The organism is Methanosarcina sp. UBA411 (assembly GCF_002495725.1).
GTDB lineage: Archaea > Halobacteriota > Methanosarcinia > Methanosarcinales > Methanosarcinaceae > Methanosarcina.
Genome location: NZ_DAGK01000034.1, coordinates 69,064 through 86,125 on the forward strand (window position 1 = coordinate 69,064; position 17,062 = coordinate 86,125).

General features: G+C 44.1%; 14 protein-coding genes and 1 tRNA gene. 6 read left to right on the forward strand and 9 right to left on the reverse strand.

Translation table 11 applies throughout. The features are described 5' to 3' along the window. Nucleotides 1–239: 239 nt before the first annotated feature. The 9 genes from scpB to BP861_RS13655 form a co-directional block, all read right to left on the reverse strand. A complete protein-coding gene (gene scpB / locus BP861_RS13615; protein ID WP_292376423.1) occupies nt 240–1,364 on the reverse strand; it encodes an SMC-Scp complex subunit ScpB in 1,125 nt (374 codons plus the stop codon). Nucleotides 1,365–1,487: 123 nt separating this feature from the next. Continuing rightward, nucleotides 1,488–2,507 (reverse strand): segregation/condensation protein A, encoded by a 1,020-nt coding sequence (locus BP861_RS13620; RefSeq protein ID WP_292376425.1) that lies wholly within the window; start codon nt 2,505–2,507, stop codon nt 1,488–1,490. Then, a complete protein-coding gene (smc, locus tag BP861_RS13625) occupies nt 2,500–6,027 on the reverse strand; it encodes a chromosome segregation protein SMC (RefSeq protein ID WP_292376427.1) in 3,528 nt (1,175 codons plus the stop codon). The genes BP861_RS13620 and smc overlap by 8 nt, the downstream gene beginning before the upstream one ends. A gap of 54 nt (nt 6,028–6,081) precedes the next feature. Further along, nucleotides 6,082–7,080 (reverse strand): hypothetical protein, encoded by a 999-nt coding sequence (locus BP861_RS13630; protein WP_292376429.1) that lies wholly within the window; start codon nt 7,078–7,080, stop codon nt 6,082–6,084. Nucleotides 7,081–7,724: 644 nt separating this feature from the next. Then, nucleotides 7,725–7,916: a hypothetical protein gene (locus BP861_RS13635; protein ID WP_292376431.1), complete on the reverse strand. Its 192-nt coding sequence runs from the start codon at nt 7,914–7,916 to the stop codon at nt 7,725–7,727. A 239-nt stretch (nt 7,917–8,155) separates the two neighbouring features. After that, entirely contained in the window at nt 8,156–10,141 is a 1,986-nt protein-coding gene (feoB, locus tag BP861_RS13640) for a ferrous iron transport protein B (protein ID WP_292376433.1), read from the reverse strand. Nucleotides 10,142–10,189: 48 nt separating this feature from the next. After that, nucleotides 10,190–10,864 (reverse strand): DtxR family transcriptional regulator, encoded by a 675-nt coding sequence (locus BP861_RS13645; protein ID WP_292376434.1) that lies wholly within the window; start codon nt 10,862–10,864, stop codon nt 10,190–10,192. Between the two features lie 193 nt (nt 10,865–11,057). Beyond that, a complete protein-coding gene (locus BP861_RS13650) occupies nt 11,058–11,537 on the reverse strand; it encodes an N-acetyltransferase (RefSeq protein WP_292376436.1) in 480 nt (159 codons plus the stop codon). 239 nt (nt 11,538–11,776) lie between these two features. Beyond that, nucleotides 11,777–11,851, reverse strand: a tRNA-Arg gene (locus tag BP861_RS13655). Nucleotides 11,852–12,081: 230 nt separating this feature from the next. On the opposite strand from BP861_RS13655, the gene bioB reads away from it, so the two are divergent. From bioB to BP861_RS13685, 6 genes are all read left to right on the forward strand, one after another. After that, nucleotides 12,082–13,089, forward strand: coding sequence for a biotin synthase BioB (gene bioB, locus BP861_RS13660; RefSeq protein ID WP_292376437.1), 1,008 nt, complete (start codon nt 12,082–12,084; stop codon nt 13,087–13,089). Next, the gene (locus BP861_RS13665) at nt 13,086–13,640 is read left to right on the forward strand and encodes a biotin transporter BioY (RefSeq protein WP_292376439.1); all 555 of its coding nucleotides are present in this window, start codon (nt 13,086–13,088) and stop codon (nt 13,638–13,640) included. Before bioB ends, BP861_RS13665 begins: the two co-directional genes overlap by 4 nt. Nucleotides 13,641–13,681: 41 nt before the next feature. Beyond that, on the forward strand, nt 13,682–14,506 hold the full coding sequence (locus BP861_RS13670) for an energy-coupling factor transporter ATPase (RefSeq protein ID WP_292376442.1): 825 nt from the start codon (nt 13,682–13,684) through the stop codon (nt 14,504–14,506). Continuing rightward, nucleotides 14,482–15,345, forward strand: coding sequence for an ATP-binding cassette domain-containing protein (locus BP861_RS13675; protein WP_292376444.1), 864 nt, complete (start codon nt 14,482–14,484; stop codon nt 15,343–15,345). The genes BP861_RS13670 and BP861_RS13675 overlap by 25 nt, the downstream gene beginning before the upstream one ends. Beyond that, complete coding sequence (locus tag BP861_RS13680) at nt 15,338–16,111, forward strand: energy-coupling factor transporter transmembrane component T family protein (RefSeq protein ID WP_292376446.1); 774 nt, start codon at nt 15,338–15,340, stop codon at nt 16,109–16,111. Before BP861_RS13675 ends, BP861_RS13680 begins: the two co-directional genes overlap by 8 nt. Before the next feature lie 163 nt (nt 16,112–16,274). Continuing rightward, nucleotides 16,275–17,000 (forward strand): PspC domain-containing protein, encoded by a 726-nt coding sequence (locus BP861_RS13685; protein WP_292376448.1) that lies wholly within the window; start codon nt 16,275–16,277, stop codon nt 16,998–17,000. The last annotated feature ends 62 nt before the right edge of the window (nt 17,001–17,062 follow it).

Genomic DNA, 17,062 nt, shown 5'->3' on the forward strand with positions numbered 1-17,062 from the left:
AGCGAGTTTGGTGGATGCAACCACATTTTCGATCTTGATGCTAGATTCGCTCATTAGTCAACCCTCAGTATATAAAGCAAAGGTAATATTCTCTAACCAGTATATAAGGCTATAGTTAAATACCCAGTATCCTATATAAATACACTATATATAGGATATAAATACAACAGAAAAACTTAAATTAAAGGCGCCCGTAATTCAAAAAAAATTAAATATATAAAAGGAAGCTATTTATCATTTCAGGAACCAGAGTTTTCAAACTTCTTGAGACCTTCAAGAATAGAATCATACTTTACACAGACTCTCTGGAGAAGGTCACCTTCAACACTACGGTGAGTGGGTATCAGGATCTGAGCTCCTTTTTCGATTTTAACCCCGCTTTTTGAAATACCATAGTCAGGTGCGATAAGAACTCCATCTGCGGAAATTCCAAGAGAAAGGTCGTTTACGATTCTTGAAACCATTTCAGTTGCCGGCTTTACCTTTTTCTCAATAAGAACAGCAGAAGAAGTATATCTCTCCCTAGTATCGTTAATTTTCTTAATACTGTTCTCCACTATTTTGAGGTCCACTTCATCAGGAAGTTCTTCAGCGAGTAGGGCGATTGCTTCTATGAGGTCTTCAAAAGTTGTTGAATGCATCTCAAGGATTTCTCCATCGCAATACTGCCGTACATTATCGGCGTACCCGGCCGAAATCACGACCACGTCTGCCTCAAGCAGGTGGGAAATTTCTTCCTTTGAGGGTGAATAGGCATTTACTACGAAGTATTCCCTGATCCCGCACATATTCATAAGAGATTCATACATGGGAGTTACTGCAATGGTCTTCTTTCCTATCCAGAGATTGATTTCACTCTGCTCGCCCTGAGATTTCAAAAGTTCAAGGATTTTCTCTTTTATGGCACTCGGATCATTTCTTTTAAGTCCGAAATAATCTGCAAAAAGAGGGGTTGTGGAAAGCTGCCTGCTTCTCCCACAAGGCACGGATTCTACAAAGCCTCGTTCTATAAGGTCCTTTATATGGTCATAAGCTCCGCTTCCCCTCATATCAATAAGATCTGACTGGAGCAGGGGCTGGTGATAGGCAATCATAGAAAGAGTACGAAGTTTCGGGGCTGAAAGCTCTTTTGGAGCAACTTCCCGCATAAGCTCGGAGTATTCAGGCTTAACCTGCATGACATATCGCTCCCCAAGATCAAGAATTTCTATACTGGATCCTCGGGAAGAATAAGCTTCTGTCAATATCTGTATTGCCGAAAGAACGGCTTTCTTGGGTTTTCCTGTGATTTTCGTAAGCTTTTCGAGGCTTACTGCCCTGCCAGCAGCAAAAAGCGCGGCTTCGACGATCTCAAGCTCACTCATAAATCTCACTTCCAGAAAAAGAATAAAAATATTCTTTATTCAGATTAATTAATAATAGGATGGATTTAATCAATAATTTATACATTTTTTAAATAAGATGGTGCTCCGAAGTGTAAATAATATTCAAGGTGCGGTTAACTTAGGCTCTTCATCCAGATTTTCGTGTGTATAGATTTCCACTGTAGACTCCTGTCCCGAAGAGCCTTCAATTTCAGTTTTTGGAAGTTCGGCTCTTGATTGTGTTACCATCTTATGAAAAAGAGGTGGATTTGCTTCAGTGGAGAAGCCGGATTCCTCTCCCGGATAGATATATAGTTCCTCGAAAAATTCGTTCTGGAAAAGCCAGATCTTCCTGCTTGAGGCAAGGAAAAGAAGAGAAAGATAATCCATAATCCGGTCTTCGCTTATTTCCAGAAAACTGGAAAAGGCTACTACAGACTGCTTCGTAAATAGTTCGGCAAGCCTTTCCCACATCAGGGACAGCCGAGAGCTAATAGCCTCGTCATGAGCAATGCCCAATACATCCCCTGTAGTAAGCTGAGGACGAAGATTGGATTCTTCTGAAACCTTGCTGGCTTTTTTTTCTTTTTTTCTTGAGAGGCTTTTTTCGGCTTTTTTGAGTTCAAGAATTAGTTCATTGAGTGTTACTGGCCTTGTGGAAATGCGCCGGACAGGAAGCTTCGGAATAGGAAACTCCTCAGGCTTAGGGGAATCGAAATCGTCAGGAAAATCAGACTCAAACTCATCGATCTCTTCCTCCTCGACCTCAAGGATTCCCAAAGATTTCATGCGAAGAAGAATAGCAGAATAAAGAAGTGTCCTTGAAGAAATTCTAAGGTCCATCTTCTTGAGCTCTTCCACTCTTCCCAGGAAACTGTCAGTAAGCTGTACGATATCAATATCCCAAGGATCGATCTTTCCGCCTCTTGCAAGCTCAACCAGTATACCCAAGGGTTCGTATGTCTCAAACTCCGAAATATCAAGCAAGTTCCAATCAATTCCAAGGCACGAAAGAGTACCTGGCAGCCCATAAGTTTCTGGATCCGCAAAAAGATAGTCGTTTTCCCCGGATTCACTAACCTTACGAGCTTGGAGTTGAGGAAGTTCAAACGCTGCCCCAGCATTATTCATAAGTTCAGCCATTAAGCTTCACCCCGGTAATGCTGGTAAGGTTATTTTCCTGCATTGTAACTCCTATCGTCCTGGAAGCGGCCTGAATCATAGGTTTTCTTAAGGAGACAACAATAAACTGGACTTTTGATCCAGAGGTTTTAACACGCCTTGAAACCCTTTCCACATTCCAGCCGTCCAGAAACATATCAATTTCATCAAAAGCATAGAAAGGAGCAGGACGGTATTGCTGGATGGCAAAAATGAAAGCAAGTGCGGTAAGACTTTTTTCTCCTCCAGACATTGCCTCGATTCTTTGGAGAGTTTTTTCCTTGGGCTGCGCCCGAAGAGTCATACCCCCTGCAAAAGGGTCATCAGGGTCATCGAGCAAGAGTTCACCCATGCCGTCAGAAAGCTCATGGAAAATCTCCTTGAAATTGGAATTAATGCCCGTGTAAGCTTCCATAAACGCATCCCGCTTTAACTGCTCATATTGGTCGATGCGCTCAAGGAGCTGCTCTCTCTCGGTAAAGAGAATATCCCGTTTTTCCTGTAAATCCGAAAGCCTTAATTCTACCTCATTGTACTCGTCAATTGCTCGCATGTTTACGGGCTCAAGCCGCCGGAGAGCTTCATCTATTGCCTGAATCCGCATGTAAACGGTCTCGTAATTCGGAACTTCATCAGTTTCCTCTATGCCTCTTTTGAGAATTTCTTCAAGAAACTGCTTTTCCTGGTCAAAAAGAGCATTTCTCGTAGCTGTGAGCGTAAGTACCTGCTGCTTTGCTTTTTCAAGCGTAGTCGACGCAATACTTACCCTACGCTTGACCGCATTGTATTCGGCCTGAACTTTCTCCCGTTCTTGCTGGAGCCCTAGAAGTTCATCCGAAAGTTCAAATTCCCTGGCTTTCTTTTCCTCGAGCTTTTCTTCAAATTCCTTTATTTTTATTTTAAGAGAGTGAACTTTCTCCAGTTTTGAAGCTTTCTTCTCATCAAGCTCTCTGATAAGTTCCTTCGCTTCGGCAATCTTCTGTTCTGCATATTCTTTTTCAAGCTCCAAGGCGTTCAGGGTAGCTTCAGTATCCCGGATGCGCCCCTCAAGCCTGCGCAGTTCCTCATCAACGAATTCTAGCTTCTTATTGATTTCAGGTAGAGGAGAATCCGCAAGTTTTGCTTCAAGTTCGGAGATCTGCGTCTCAAGTTCGAAGACAACCTTTTCCTTGTCGGCTTTTTCCGCAATTACCCTTTCCATTTCAGCCCCTAATTCGGTTCTGGATTCCTCAATTGCTTTAAGGTCAGCTTGTTTGGATTCAAGAAGTTCAGCAAGTTTTGTCTCCCTGCCTGCGATTTCCTCAAGCTGGTGCTCCTTTCTTGAAATCGTAGCCTCACAGTCCCGAATTTTCCGGCTCAACTCGAAAAGATGGCTTTCGATGTTGTCCTGCTTGCTTATGGCTGCATTTCGGCTCGCATCCAAGGACTTAATTTCCTCTGCAAGTTCAAGCAGTTTATCTTTTTCTGCAGCCGCAAAAGAAATTCCCGATTTAGAGGAGACTGACCCTCCTACCATTGCTCCACTTTTCTCCAGAAGTTCACCTTCAAGGGTTACCATTCTTGCCTTTCCCATGAGGCGGCGGGCACTTGCAAGGTTTTCCATAACAAGAGTGTCCTGGAAAACATACCAGAAAGCAGGCTCAAAATGGGAATCAAATTCGATAAGGTCAATTGCGTACCCTATTACTCCGTTTTCATAACTGAGATTTTCAAGCGGTCTAGGTGCTTTCATTTTGTTGAGAGGAAGGAAAGTAGCTCGCCCTTCTTTTCTGCGCTTGAGATATTCAATTGCTTCAGTAGCATCTGCATCTGTATCCACTACAATAGCCTGCATCCGGTTTCCTGCAGCAATCTCCAGAGCTGTGGAGTATTGCCTGTCCACTCTTCCAAGCTGGGCAATAGTTCCATGAATTCCGAAAAGGTCTTCCTGTCTTGCAGCTAGTATCACACTCTCCACAGCCCTGGAAAAGCCTCTGCCCTGTTCAGAAGCACGCACTCTTGCTTCCGTAATCGTGTATTCCTGCTGTAGACTGTGAAGCCGGCTCTCAAGTTTCCTGATATCTTCCTTTATCCTGAAATGGCTGCTTTCGATATCATCACGATCACGAATAAGGGATTCCAAGTTTTCGGAAAGCTTTTCAAGCTCGTACCTGACAGAAAGCGTATCACTGTCAGAAGTAGCAACAGCTGCTTCGGCGTCCCTTATCTGGTTTTCAATCTCCCGGAGTTCCGAAGATTTTCTCCGGAGGGTATCAAGAAGCCTATCCTCGGTTCGGATTAGCTCGTTTTTCTCGTTTTTTACATCCTCAAGCTTCTTCCTGGCAGCCATGAGTTCGTCTCGTGTAGCAGCAAATTTTGCGTCTACATCCGCAATCCTACTCTGGAGCAGCATGCGCTCGGTTTTGCGCTCGGAAAGTTCGGAAGAAATGCTATCTTTTCTAAGGTTTTCGGTTTCAATTTTTTCTTCGAGTTCCCCGACCTTGCCCTTGGTGGAATCGATATCTACAAAGGCTTTCCTGCGCCTGGAGTCAGCTTCCTCAAGTTCAGATTCCGAAAGCTCGATACTATCTACACAGCGAGAAATTTCTCCTTTAGTCTCTTCGATATCCTTCTTAATCTGAAGCTGTTCATCCTCTCCTTTTTTCCGAATCTCAAGAGAAAGACTTTCCAGGGCTTCTTCAAGGGCCTGAAGCTCCTGCATTCTTTCGTTCAGAAGGAGCTGGACTTTTTCGAGATGTTCTTCCTTTCCTGCAAGTTCCTTATCCACATTCTGCAGTTCAGCCCTTGCGTCCTTGAGTTTAGACAGAAGGACATATCCTTCAAATTTGACTTTTTCAGCCTTAAGTGCCTGGTATTTTAAAGCCTGGTCGCGTTCCCCTGCCAGTTTTTCTAGCTGAGTGCGTACCTCTTCAAGGATTATATCCACACGCTCAATTTGCTGTCTTACAATTTCCAGTTCCCCAAGCGCCTTTTGCTTACGTTCATCAAATTCTGCAACCCCTGCGATTTCATCGATAATCTTTCTTCTTTCTACAGAGGACATGGAGATAATCTGCGTAACATCTCCCTGCATAACCACATTGTAACCTTCAGGCGTTATTCCAGCTTTTGCAAGCTGGGAATGGATTTCTCCAAGACTTACGGCTTTTCCATTAAAATAAAAATAGCTATAGTATCCGCTTTTCGTCCGCCGGATCTTTCTTGAGACTTCAACCTCATCAAGTTCCAGAGGTAACTTATGGTCAGAGTTGTCAAAACGGATCGTGACCTGAGCAAAGTCAGGCTTTTTTGATGTATCACCGTTGTAAATCAGATCGGTAAGTTTTTCAGCCCGAAGAGTCCTTGAACTGGTGAGCCCCAGTGCAAAAAGAATCCCGTCTATTATGTTAGACTTCCCACTCCCATTCGGGCCCGAAATTGTAGTAAAGTCATTATAAAAGGGAATCTTTACTTTTTTTCCGAAAGACTTAAAATTAACAAATTCAATCTCTTTTATATACACAGAATGCCTCTGCAATTTTACGTTTTTGAGAAAGTTTCTGTCTTTTAAGCTTTATTACGCACGAGAACTTTTCCGGCTACATGTAATAAGTTCAGCATCCTCGTTTTCCCGTACGTCCACGGACTCCTCTATCAAATGCTTTTTTGAAGGCCTCTCGGCGATTATATATTCACATTTATAATCATCTGCAGATTGAGTTTTCGCAGGATCTGTCCTAACAGCAGAGGGCTGCCTTTCAGGGAACGATGGTCTAGGAGCTTGCTGTCGGAACTGTGTTCTAATCGATGGTTGTTGCCTGGCAGGTTCTCTAATCGGAGGCCCCTGTCTCATAGTGCCTCTAAGCCCTCTTTTATCACCGCTTTCTGCAATAATATATTCACATTTGGTTTCGGCTTCTTCTCTATCAAGCTCTGTTGGCTCGACCTCCCTGAACTTCAGCTGAACCTTTGCACCTGTACCTGGTAGGAAGGCAGGAGCTTCCTTGAATTGACCCCGTCTGTATGCCGGGTTTTCTTTTCTGAGCTCAGAATTTTGTTTGGATTTTCTGGAAAGAGGTGGAAGGTCCAAAGGATCTTCAGGGAGAGCTAGAGTAATAGAAGATGGAACAACGGAAGGTGGAGCAACGGGAGTGGTCTTTTTCGCATCCTCCAGCTGTTTAGCGAGATCTCCGATCTGCGTTTCTAATTTTTTAATAAGCGTTTTCTGGTCGAGCAGTTCACGGACGAGCCCATCCTGAATGCCTGCAAGTTCCCTCAGCTTCCGGTCAACCATTCCCGGGTCATTTTCCCCTGATACTTTCAGTTCAGTTTTTAATTCATTGAGGATTGAAGCTTTGAGTAAAGCAGGGTTAGGGATTCCCATAAGCTCTGTCCTGATTTCGGAGAGAACAAGATCCTTGATGGAGTCCGGATCGGAATCATTTTCCATTTCGGCCCGCAGTTCATTGAGAACCGAAACCTTAATCGATTTCTTGAGAGTCTCGAGCTCCTCATAGGTTATCGATAGTCGCCTTTTAAGCGGTGTATTATGCACGTCCCTCTGTCCAGTTCTCATAAAAGTACCTCTTATGATAAATTCGGGTTCCGAGTTCCTGACTGCCTGGAATTTTCTGGTGACAAGGCAGATCAGCACAATATAATTAAATTGATTAGATCATAGGAATTTAAATAATATGTACAAAGTACATGTAATCTTACTTTAAATATATATGGTAATCGATAGTTTTTCCGGCCCTATAGCACGTAATAACAAGAAGATCATTTTATTAATTTTTGTCGAAATATTTCACAGAAACTAGCTGGAGACGCAGGAAAGCCGAGAGAAAAAATTTCCAGAAATGAAATACAGGTTTTTAAGGAAATAATAAAAGGGCAATAAAGGAAAATAACAGAGAACTAGGAATAAAAAAGTCATGAAATAAAAGAGAATAATAAACCGAATAAGAATTTAGATAAATAATTTTCGACATATCCTTTGTAAAAAAACAATAAATAGGAAATACCGGTTTACATCCCGCATCCCTGAGCAAGTCGAGCGAGAATAATATTCAAATATAGGATAGATCCATGGACAAATCCTAAGAGAAAAGGTTGATAATATCGCGAAAATAGGGAATGAAACCCAAGCTTAACTTTAAAATATAAGGAGTTAAAGAATTGGATTTCAATAAGGGGATGAAAATTTTTTAAGGGGAAGTGTTAGTTAATGGATGAAAAGGAGCCCTCAAAATCGACCAGTACATTCTCCCTTGATTGAATTCTGGAAGAGGTGCAGTCCATTTCCGCAGCAGTTTCATTAACAATAGAACCGTGGGTTCCGATGCTTTCAAGGAAAAATTGAACCTCCTCAAGCTCTGGCTCACGAAAATGATCCATTTCAATTATATCCATAATAACACTCAACACGTTTTTGTGTAAGTGATTGGTAATTCTGGTCATCGGAAATAAACACGATGTATCAAATATAAATAATTTGTGTTAAAAGCAAAATACCCCGAAATAGAGGGAACAACCTTATTAACATATAAATGTTGTGCCCGGCATTGAGAACCTTTCCTTTTAAAAAATAACCGATTTAGCCAATAAGAAAATAAAACTGCTTTTCGAGGCTAAGGTAAGTAAGAAAATATTTAAGTTAGTAAAAAATAAGGCCCAATAATTCGGATCAGAATACCCACCCCAAGAGCCAGGAATACAGTGAAAAGGACTATCAAAGCCGTATCCTTCATTCCAAGCTCATGCTTCAGTACTGCAATCGTTGCCACGCATGGGACATAAATGGTCGTAATTACAGCAAACTGATACATCTGGACAGGTGTCATTACGGCTGCAAAGTTGGCTGTACCTGCAAGTACGGCAAGGATTTGGAGGGCCATTTCCTTTCGAAGTATCCCAAAAACCAGAGCTGTTGCTGCAAATGCTGGGAGACCCAGCAGGCCAACGGATATGGGCTCTACAAAGTCCTGGAAGATCGAAAGAAGGCCTAAGGCATCGGCAACACCGAGAAAAGCACTTCCAACGAGCAGAAGTGGAAAAGCGATATATAAAAATTCCCGGCTTTTCATCCATGTCTTCCTGAGAGTTGATTTTAACTCTGGCTTTCTTAGAGGAGTCATTTCCATAATAAAACCGCTTTTTTGACCAGGCAGGCCCTTTCCAAGAATCCAGCCCACGACAGCAATAATAAGGACTTCCAGAACATAGATTGAAACTGCAGGCCAGAACCCTACAAAAGTTCCCACAAGCCCCAGGATAATAACAGTTCTTGCAGAGCAGGGAATGAGAGATATAAGTAGGGAAGCTATCCTCTTTTCCCGCCGCGTGCCAAGGGCATGCACTGCCATAATCGCAGGGACGTTGCATCCAAAGCCAAGAACCAGCGGGATCACGGCTCTTCCGTGGAGCCCAAGCTTATGCGCAAGATTGTCCAGCAGAAAAGCTGCTCTAGTAAGATAACCCGAATCCTCGAATATGGAAAGAATGGCATAAAAAACTGCAATATAAGGAATTGCAATTGCGAATCCTGCCTCTACTCCGCGAAGAGAATACACGATTAAGTTTCTCAGTATAGGCGACATGCCTGAAGTTGCGGCCTCTGCAGGCAGAATCACATGAGGCTCAAAGATCTCATTCACAATCCAGGTCTCAAGGAAACCTCCTACACGGAAAACAAGGAGGAAGGTAATAAGCAGGGCAGATACGAGCACTGCAATTCCAAAGTTAGGGGAGGTAAGAATGGCATCCACTCGATCTCTCAAACTTTTTTTAGGCTCAAACCTTGAAACCACACTGTCCACAATATATCCGGCTTCCCCATAGAGATCTCTTGCAACCGTATCAGGTACCGAAATTCCATGTTGCATCTCCAGATTCTGCCTTAATCGCCTGGCAGAAGAAAGAAGGGCATTAGCCTCAGGCGGCATACAGCAGAGTTCTACAAACTCGGCATCATTTAATAGAGCTGCAGTTTTTACTCTTGGAGGAATATCGGGAAAAGCATAGTCTAGGCTGGAAAGAGCCTGCCTGATCCATTGGCTATACCTTACATGGTGATGCTCCTGAGTTTTACCTTGTTCTGCAAGGGCTACAAGCATTACCTCATCTAGCCCTACTCCCCAGGTCGCGACCGTTGGCACTACAGGCAAACCAAGCAGTTCAGAGAGTTCGTCCGCATCAACGAGGAAACCGAGGTCTGCAGCCAGATCCACTTGATTTAGCGCAACAACCATAGGGATATTGAGTTCCAGAAGTTGCAGAGTCAGGTACAGATTTCTCTCAAGTCTACTTGCATCAAGGACATTGATGATGATATCAGGTTTGTCCTCAATAAGAAATCTTTTTGTTACCTTCTCATCTTCGTTTGTGACTCCAAGGGAATAAATCCCTGGCAGGTCAACTACTTCAATAGTTTTTCCCCGGGCCTTTACAATTCCTCTCTTAAGTGCAACTGTCGTACCAGGATAATTCGATACCTCTACACCTACCCCGGTGAGTCTGCTGAAGAAAACACTTTTCCCAACGCTTGGGTTCCCTATGAAAGCGATTGTCAGATCATAAGGAGTTTCGCTCTTACTTTCGCTTCCGGAAGTACAGCATGAGCTGGAAATTCCCATCACGTCTCCGGTTATCTTACTCCACGCCAGTTTTATGCCTTCTCTGCCCTTTTACAAGCTTTTGCTTTTCGGAGCTATGAAAATCTTTTTTGCGATATCTTTTCCGAGGGCAATTTCGGACCCCACTGCTATAACCGAAATACAGCCCTGTTTCTGCTTGCGCCTGACCTCAATATCTTCCCCCGTAAGAATACCAAGGGAGGTAAGGCGCTCTTTCGTCTCTCTTGGAAGGGTTACCCGGGCAACTTTGCCTGAACTCCCCTCTTCCATTTCATCAAGTGGGATGACTTTTTCCTCTAGCCTGATATTATTTTTATCAACGTTGATAGGATTCCCGTCAGGACAATATTCGGGACATCCCAGAAATTCGTAGATCTTTTCAAGTACAGCATCAGAAACAGCATGCTCAAGCTCGCAGGCTTCTTTATGGGCTTCCTTTCGATCGAAATCAAGGACATCAACCAGAAAAGTTTCAAGCACTTGATGTTTCCTTTTGATCCGGAGAGCCTGATCAGTTCCTTTTTCTGTCAATTCAACTCCCTGATAGGGTGTATACTCTACAAGACCCGAAGAGTATAACTTTTTTATCATTTCTGTTACACTTGGCGGAGATACGTTGAGTTCTTCAGAGATCTGTTTGGTCTTTGCAGGGCTCTGGTTCTTTCTAATGAGGTAAAGAATAGTTTCAAGATATTCTTCAAATCGATCTATATTCATTGATATCATCTCATGCCTGACTCCAGACCCAATAATTAGGATACCCTAAAAATGAAACTGCCTGAATAAATAATTTTTGATTTTTAGTTATTTGTATATATTTTAAACATTGTAAATCGAGATTATATAGTTTCGAGTTAAAAGTCTTGAATTCGGAAAAAAATAGAAAATAAAGATTTAAGGAAAGGATTTCAGAAGCGATTTAAGAATTAATCGATTTAAGAACAGCAATTTCATTACAGTCCGGAAACTTGGGGCATCGCAAACAGCCGGACCAGATTTTTCTGGGAAGGCTGTTCTTGTCCACAACCTTAAAGCCAAGAGTTTCGAAAAAGCTAGGCACGTAAGTAAGTGCGAAAACTTCCTTCATACCAAGGTTTTCAGCGTCTTCAAGGCAGGCTGAGACAAGCTTTGTACCAATTCCTTTTCTTGCAAATATTGGATTAACGGCAAGGGCAAGTATTTCTGCAAGGTCTTCCCACACCACGTGCAGGGCACAGCAGCCCACAACTTCCCCATCAATCTCGCAGACATAATAATCTCTGATGTTCTCGTACATTTCACTCAGCGAACGGGCGAGCATTAGCTCTTCCTTCGAATAAGTATTGATGATTTGCTTCATTACAACAACGTCATCTACCCTGGCTTTCCGGATCAATTTGTGTTTCCTCTGAGGTGGCATTTTGTTTTCTTATAGAATAGACTGCACTGGCTTATGATTTATAAAACTTTACTGCGTAATGCTAGGGGAATACTCACTTTCTAGATAAGAAATTTTCCATAGTTTATATGGATATATCCTGGTATTCAGGAAGCTCGGATTCTTCTTCTGAGTAAGCAGAATATCCAGAAAAAACTATAGTTTGAAAATAGACTTTTATCTCCGGAGAAAACTGATAAAAATAGATTAAACGAAATTAGCGGGCGCGAAGGGATTTGAACCCCCGATTTACAGCTTAGGAGGCTGCCGCCATATCCGGGCTAGGCCACGCGCCCACGATGAACTTCCTGAACACAGCATGAAACAGATAGTAAAACTGTATTTCAGGTGAAGTATTCATAATACCCGCATAAGTTATATATTTAATTATCGCCCGGAGAAGAGAAAAAGCCTCTGGATCCTGGCAAAAAGGAGAACATAGATTGTCTTTCATTAGAGTTGAGAGAAAACTTTAATAAGCAAGTCCCGGATTTATAGTTAACCGGTGGATAGAAAGAGGTTAACAATGAAAGAGACTGCTAGGATAATCCCTACGATAAGAGACAAACTCAATAAGGAACTCCCTATTGAAGAGGAGGAGTTTATGAAGCTTGCGGCACTTACTGGGCCCGACCTCTTCGACCTCTTTTCCATCGCAAACCGCTTGAGATCAAAGCTGGGAAACAATGTAGACCTCTGTGCAATTACAAACGCAAAAAGCGGGCGCTGCCCCGAAGACTGCAAGTTCTGTGCCCAATCAGCTCACCATTGTGCAAAAACCGGGGAATATCCACTGCTAAGCCCCGAAAAGCTACTTGAAGATGCAAAAAACGCTGAAAAATCCGGAGTACACCGATTTTCTATAGTCACAAGTGGAAACCAACTGAAGTTAGAGGAACTTGAAAGCATCCTGGATGCCGTGAGGCTGATAAAAAGCGGGACGAGACTTGAAGTCTGTGCGTCAATCGGAGCCCTGAGCCCGGAATCGGCGGGGAAGCTGAAAGAAGCCGGGGTTTCAAGAATTCATCACAACTTAGAAAGCTCGGAAAGCTTTTTCAGGCGCATCTGTAGCACACATACGTATGCCGACCGGATACGGACAATCAGGACTGCAAAAGAAGCCGGGCTTGAAGTCTGTTCAGGAGGGATTTTGGGGCTTGGGGAGAGCATACAAGACCGGATAAAGCTGGCACTTACCCTGAAAGAACTGGACGTAGACTCAGTGCCAATCAACATCTTAAACCCAATTCCGGGAACTCCGATGGAAAATGCAACACCTCTGCCCCCGATGGAGATCCTTAAAAGTATAGCTCTTTTCAGGCTCGCTCTACCGGAGAAAAATATCAGGCTTGCCGGGGGAAGAGAAAAGAATCTCAGGGATCTGCAGTCCCTTGCCCTTTTTTGCGGGGCCAACGGGTTGATGCTCGGGAACTACCTGACCACTGCAGGTAGAAGTCCAGAAAATGATCTGAAGATGATACGGGATGCGGGACTAAACTTTGAAAAGATAGAAACAGGAGAGACAAAAGAATGAAAGGGAAAAATGAAACATACGGCATTACCCAATCCTCGGAACTTAGAAAATTAGTGTTTTCATCCCTTTTCGCTGCAATGATTGCAGTGGGGGCGTACATTAAAATCCCACTTCCCTTTTCTCCGGTACCAGTTACCATGCAGCCCCTCTTTGTCTTCCTGGCAGGGAGCATGCTTAAGAGCAAATGGGGGACTCTCAGCGTGCTGATATACGCTCTGCTGGGAATTGCCGGGCTGCCTGTCTTTGCAGGAGGTGCCTCAGGACTCGGCGTGATCCTGGGACCCACAGGCGGGTACATAATAGGTTTCATAGTTGCGGCGTTTGTAATAGGATATCTTAGTGAGAAGAGTGGAAAAAACGACTACTTTTCAAATGCTCTTTATATGGGCATAGGGCTCGTAATCGACTATGCCCTGGGGATGACCCAGCTGGCAATTGTAGCCAAACTTGACCTCCTGCAAGCAATAACCCTGGGAGTGCTTCCATTTATTCTTGGTGACCTTCTGAAACTGGCAATTGCCGCCTATATAGCTTCCAGGTACAGGATCTGAAAAAGTAAGTAAAAATCCAAAATAGCAAAGAGTCAAAAATAATGATCAGGATAGAGGATCTTAGCTACAATTTTCCTGATGGGACACAGGGCTTGAAAAAGATAAATCTCGAAATAGAAAGAGGAGAATTTCTTGGGATAGTTGGCAGGAACGGTTCGGGGAAGTCAACCCTTGTCCGGCACCTGAATGGGCTTTTGAAGCCGATGGAAGGGAAAGTATCCATAAATGGCATGGACACGGCAGATCCTTCAAATCTCCTCAAAATTCGGCAGACCGTGAGTATGGTCTTCCAGAACCCGTACACCCAGTTTGTGGGCACCACCCTGGAAGAAGACGTGGCTTTCGGGCCCGAAAACCTTGCCCTGCCCCCAAAAGAAATCCAGGAAAGAGTTGACAGGGCTCTGGAAGTGGTAGGACTTGATAACTTCAAAAACTATTCCCCAAAAACCCTGAGTGGAGGACAGAGCCAGTGCGCAGCTATCGCTTCGGCACTTGCAATGAAATCCGAGTGTATTGTTTTTGACGAAATAACTTCCATGCTAGACTCAAAATCCAGGGAACAGATCCGGGAAATCATTCAAAAGCTGAGGGGAGAAGCCCGAACTATCGTGTATGTGACGCACAGGCTCGAAGAAATCCTGTATGCTGACAGGATAATCGTAATGGACAGGGGGGAAATAGTGCGGGAAGGGAAACCAAAAACTGTTTTCAAAGACCCTGACACGGAGAAATTTGGTCTGGAAATCCCCCCGGTCGTGGAGTTGCTGAACAGCCTGGAATCCCGCGGCTTTTCATTTGACTGGGCACGGCTGTATTCAATAGAAAATCTTGCGGAGGAGATATGGGAATCAAGGTGGAAAATCTGAGCTATTCCTATCCCGGGAACCAAAAAAGGAAGCCTGCCCTTGAAAACGTCTCCCTGGAGATCGCAAGAGGGGAATTTGCTGTCATCTCCGGAACCGCAGGGGCAGGAAAATCAACACTAATCAAACATTTCAACGGGATCCTCACCCCCGAAAGCGGTAGGGTAACTGTGGACGGCCTGGACACCAATAGCCGGGAAGTGCGCAGAAAAGTGGGTATGCTTTTCCAGCATTCTCAAGACCAGCTCTTCGAAGAAACCGTATACAAGGAAATTGCCTTCGGCCCTTCGAACTTTGGGATCCGGGGAGAAGAACTTAAAGAAAGGGTGTATGATGCCCTGTCTCTCGTACATCTTGATACCAGGATCCTGAACCGCTCTCCGTTCAGCCTGAGCGGGGGGGAGAAACGCAGAGTTGCGCTTGCGGGAATCATGGCGCTTCGTCCGACCTACCTTGTGCTTGACGAACCCACCGCGGGTCTGGACCCCGAAAGCCGAACCAAGTTGCTCGGAAGGCTTCAAAATATTCATAAAAAGGGAGTTGGAATCATTGTTGTGTCTCACAACATGGAAGAAATCCTGCCCTTCGCCCATAAGGTCATTTCGATGGAAGAGGGCAAGATCTTGTTTACAGGCAGCCCTGAAGAATACCTTCGGGTAGGGCATTCCCCTGTGCCCCTGCTTACCAGGCTTATGAAAGAACTGAACAGGAAGGGAGCCAACCTCAGGGAGGATATCTTTACGGCAGAAGAGGCCTTGAAAGAACTTCAAAAGCTTAGACAGGAAAAAGAGAGGGAAATATCAGAAAAAATAGATGGGACGGTGATGCAGGAAAATGTATGAAATTGCGTTCAACTACGTCTACGGGAATTCCCTCCTGCACAGGCTGGACCCCAGGACCAAGCTTGGGGCAGTGATGTGCCTGAGCATCCTCATCTTCAGGGAAGGGAGTTTTGCCGGGATGGGATTACTTATTGCTTTTTTCCTCCTGCTCACCGGGATTTCGGGAGTACGCCTTTACTTTTTGCTCAGATCGGTCCGCCCCCTATTCTTCGTTATTATCATCATCTTTTGTTTTCAGCTTTTTGAAACTAAAGGAACTCCCATTGTCCCCTTGCCGGTGTTTACTCCTACTTATGAGGGGCTGAGGCTAGGGGCACTGCTTTCCTTACGCTTTGGGCTACTCCTGCTTTATGCTGCTCTCCTTACGGCAAGTACCCTCCCGAGCCAGATTACTAACGGGATCGAGCGCTTGCTCCGTCCCTTGCCGCTCCGTTACCTAGGAGTGACTTCCTTCGACCTAGCCACCATGATGTCACTTTCCATCCGCTTCCTCCCAAGTTTTCTGGAAAACGCAGCAACTATCAGGTCAGCCCAGCTCGCTCGGGGCCTTGACTTCAGGCACGACCTGCGCCGGGGAACCACGGCAATTGTAGTGCCCCTTATAAGAAGGTCGATCATCCTGGCCGAAGAAGTGACAGAAGCCATGGAGAGCAGGTGTTACCAGGGAAGTCGAAGAACATCGATACATGAGCTTTCAATGCAGAAAAGTGACTGGAAAGCCCTTTTTATCCTAGCACTTTTTATAATCCTTATTTTGACTCTCTGAAAAAGCAGCACAAAGAAGTTGATAGGACCGAATTCAGACAGTATCACGAGGATGGATGCGGCTTTTCAGACACTCAAAAGTTCGATAGAAGGAAAACGAAGATAGTAAAGAAGATAGAAAAGGTACCAGTATAATATAAATCCTAAAAAATAGAATAAACAATATGCAGGAAAATCCCGAATCTCAAGAAAAAAAGGTAACTAAAGGAAACTTTTTTGAAGCGCCAGGGGTACCTAAAGCCGAATCTAAAGAGGAACCAGGTGCGAGACCTGAGGGAAAAAACGCAGAGGAAATCGGCGGAAGTACTGCACCTCTGGAAAGAGAAGAACCGAAAAAAAGTGAATTCAAACCTCAAGGGGAACTTGAAACTGGCTATACCGAGGAATCCTGGGCAAAACCTGAGAGAGACATGGAAAAACAGGAAGCCACAGGAAGCCCCATATTTGAAGAGAGAAAAATCCCAAAAGAAAGCGAATTCAAGGCTCCGGGAGAACTTGAAACTGGTTATACCAAAGAATCCTGGACAAAGCCTATAGATATGGAAGAGAGAGTCATTATAGAACCTGGGGAGAAAAAAGAAGAGGAAGCCGCCAGAGAGGCTAGAGAGAAAGTCAGGGAAGAAACCGGGGAAGCCGGGGAAGAAGCCAGAGAAGAGGCCAGAGAAGAGAAACGCACTACTTACACTATGAAAAAGCGCCTGACTAAAAGCAAGAAAAACCGTATGCTCCTTGGAGTCTGTGGAGGGTTGGGAGAATATTTTGGCATTGACCCGACCTTTATAAGACTTGCTTTTGCAGCTCTTGCTCTGGAAGGAATTGGTATTGTCCTTTATATAATCCTAGCAATAATTATGCCCTCGGGAGAGAGATTTGAAATGGTTCCCAGCTGAGCGGTGATTTCCAGCGATGGAATTTTACAAAGTTTTATTTTTTAGATTTTCATTCTCTTAGC

Excerpts from the sequence above, each read along its gene's own strand:
- scpB (WP_292376423.1), bottom strand. The coding sequence starts at position 1,364 with ATGAGTGAGCTTGAGATCGTCGAAGCCGCGCTTTTTGCTGCTGGCAGG.
- BP861_RS13620 (WP_292376425.1), bottom strand. The coding sequence starts at position 2,507 with ATGGCTGAACTTATGAATAATGCTGGGGCAGCGTTTGAACTTCCTCAA.
- BP861_RS13630 (WP_292376429.1), bottom strand. The coding sequence starts at position 7,080 with ATGAGAACTGGACAGAGGGACGTGCATAATACACCGCTTAAAAGGCGA.
- BP861_RS13635 (WP_292376431.1), bottom strand. The coding sequence starts at position 7,916 with ATGGATATAATTGAAATGGATCATTTTCGTGAGCCAGAGCTTGAGGAG.
- BP861_RS13645 (WP_292376434.1), bottom strand. The coding sequence starts at position 10,864 with ATGATATCAATGAATATAGATCGATTTGAAGAATATCTTGAAACTATT.
- BP861_RS13650 (WP_292376436.1), bottom strand. The coding sequence starts at position 11,537 with ATGCCACCTCAGAGGAAACACAAATTGATCCGGAAAGCCAGGGTAGAT.
- bioB (WP_292376437.1), top strand. The coding sequence starts at position 12,082 with ATGAAAGAGACTGCTAGGATAATCCCTACGATAAGAGACAAACTCAAT.
- BP861_RS13665 (WP_292376439.1), top strand. The coding sequence starts at position 13,086 with ATGAAAGGGAAAAATGAAACATACGGCATTACCCAATCCTCGGAACTT.
- BP861_RS13670 (WP_292376442.1), top strand. The coding sequence starts at position 13,682 with ATGATCAGGATAGAGGATCTTAGCTACAATTTTCCTGATGGGACACAG.
- BP861_RS13675 (WP_292376444.1), top strand. The coding sequence starts at position 14,482 with ATGGGAATCAAGGTGGAAAATCTGAGCTATTCCTATCCCGGGAACCAA.
- BP861_RS13680 (WP_292376446.1), top strand. The coding sequence starts at position 15,338 with ATGTATGAAATTGCGTTCAACTACGTCTACGGGAATTCCCTCCTGCAC.
- BP861_RS13685 (WP_292376448.1), top strand. The coding sequence starts at position 16,275 with ATGCAGGAAAATCCCGAATCTCAAGAAAAAAAGGTAACTAAAGGAAAC.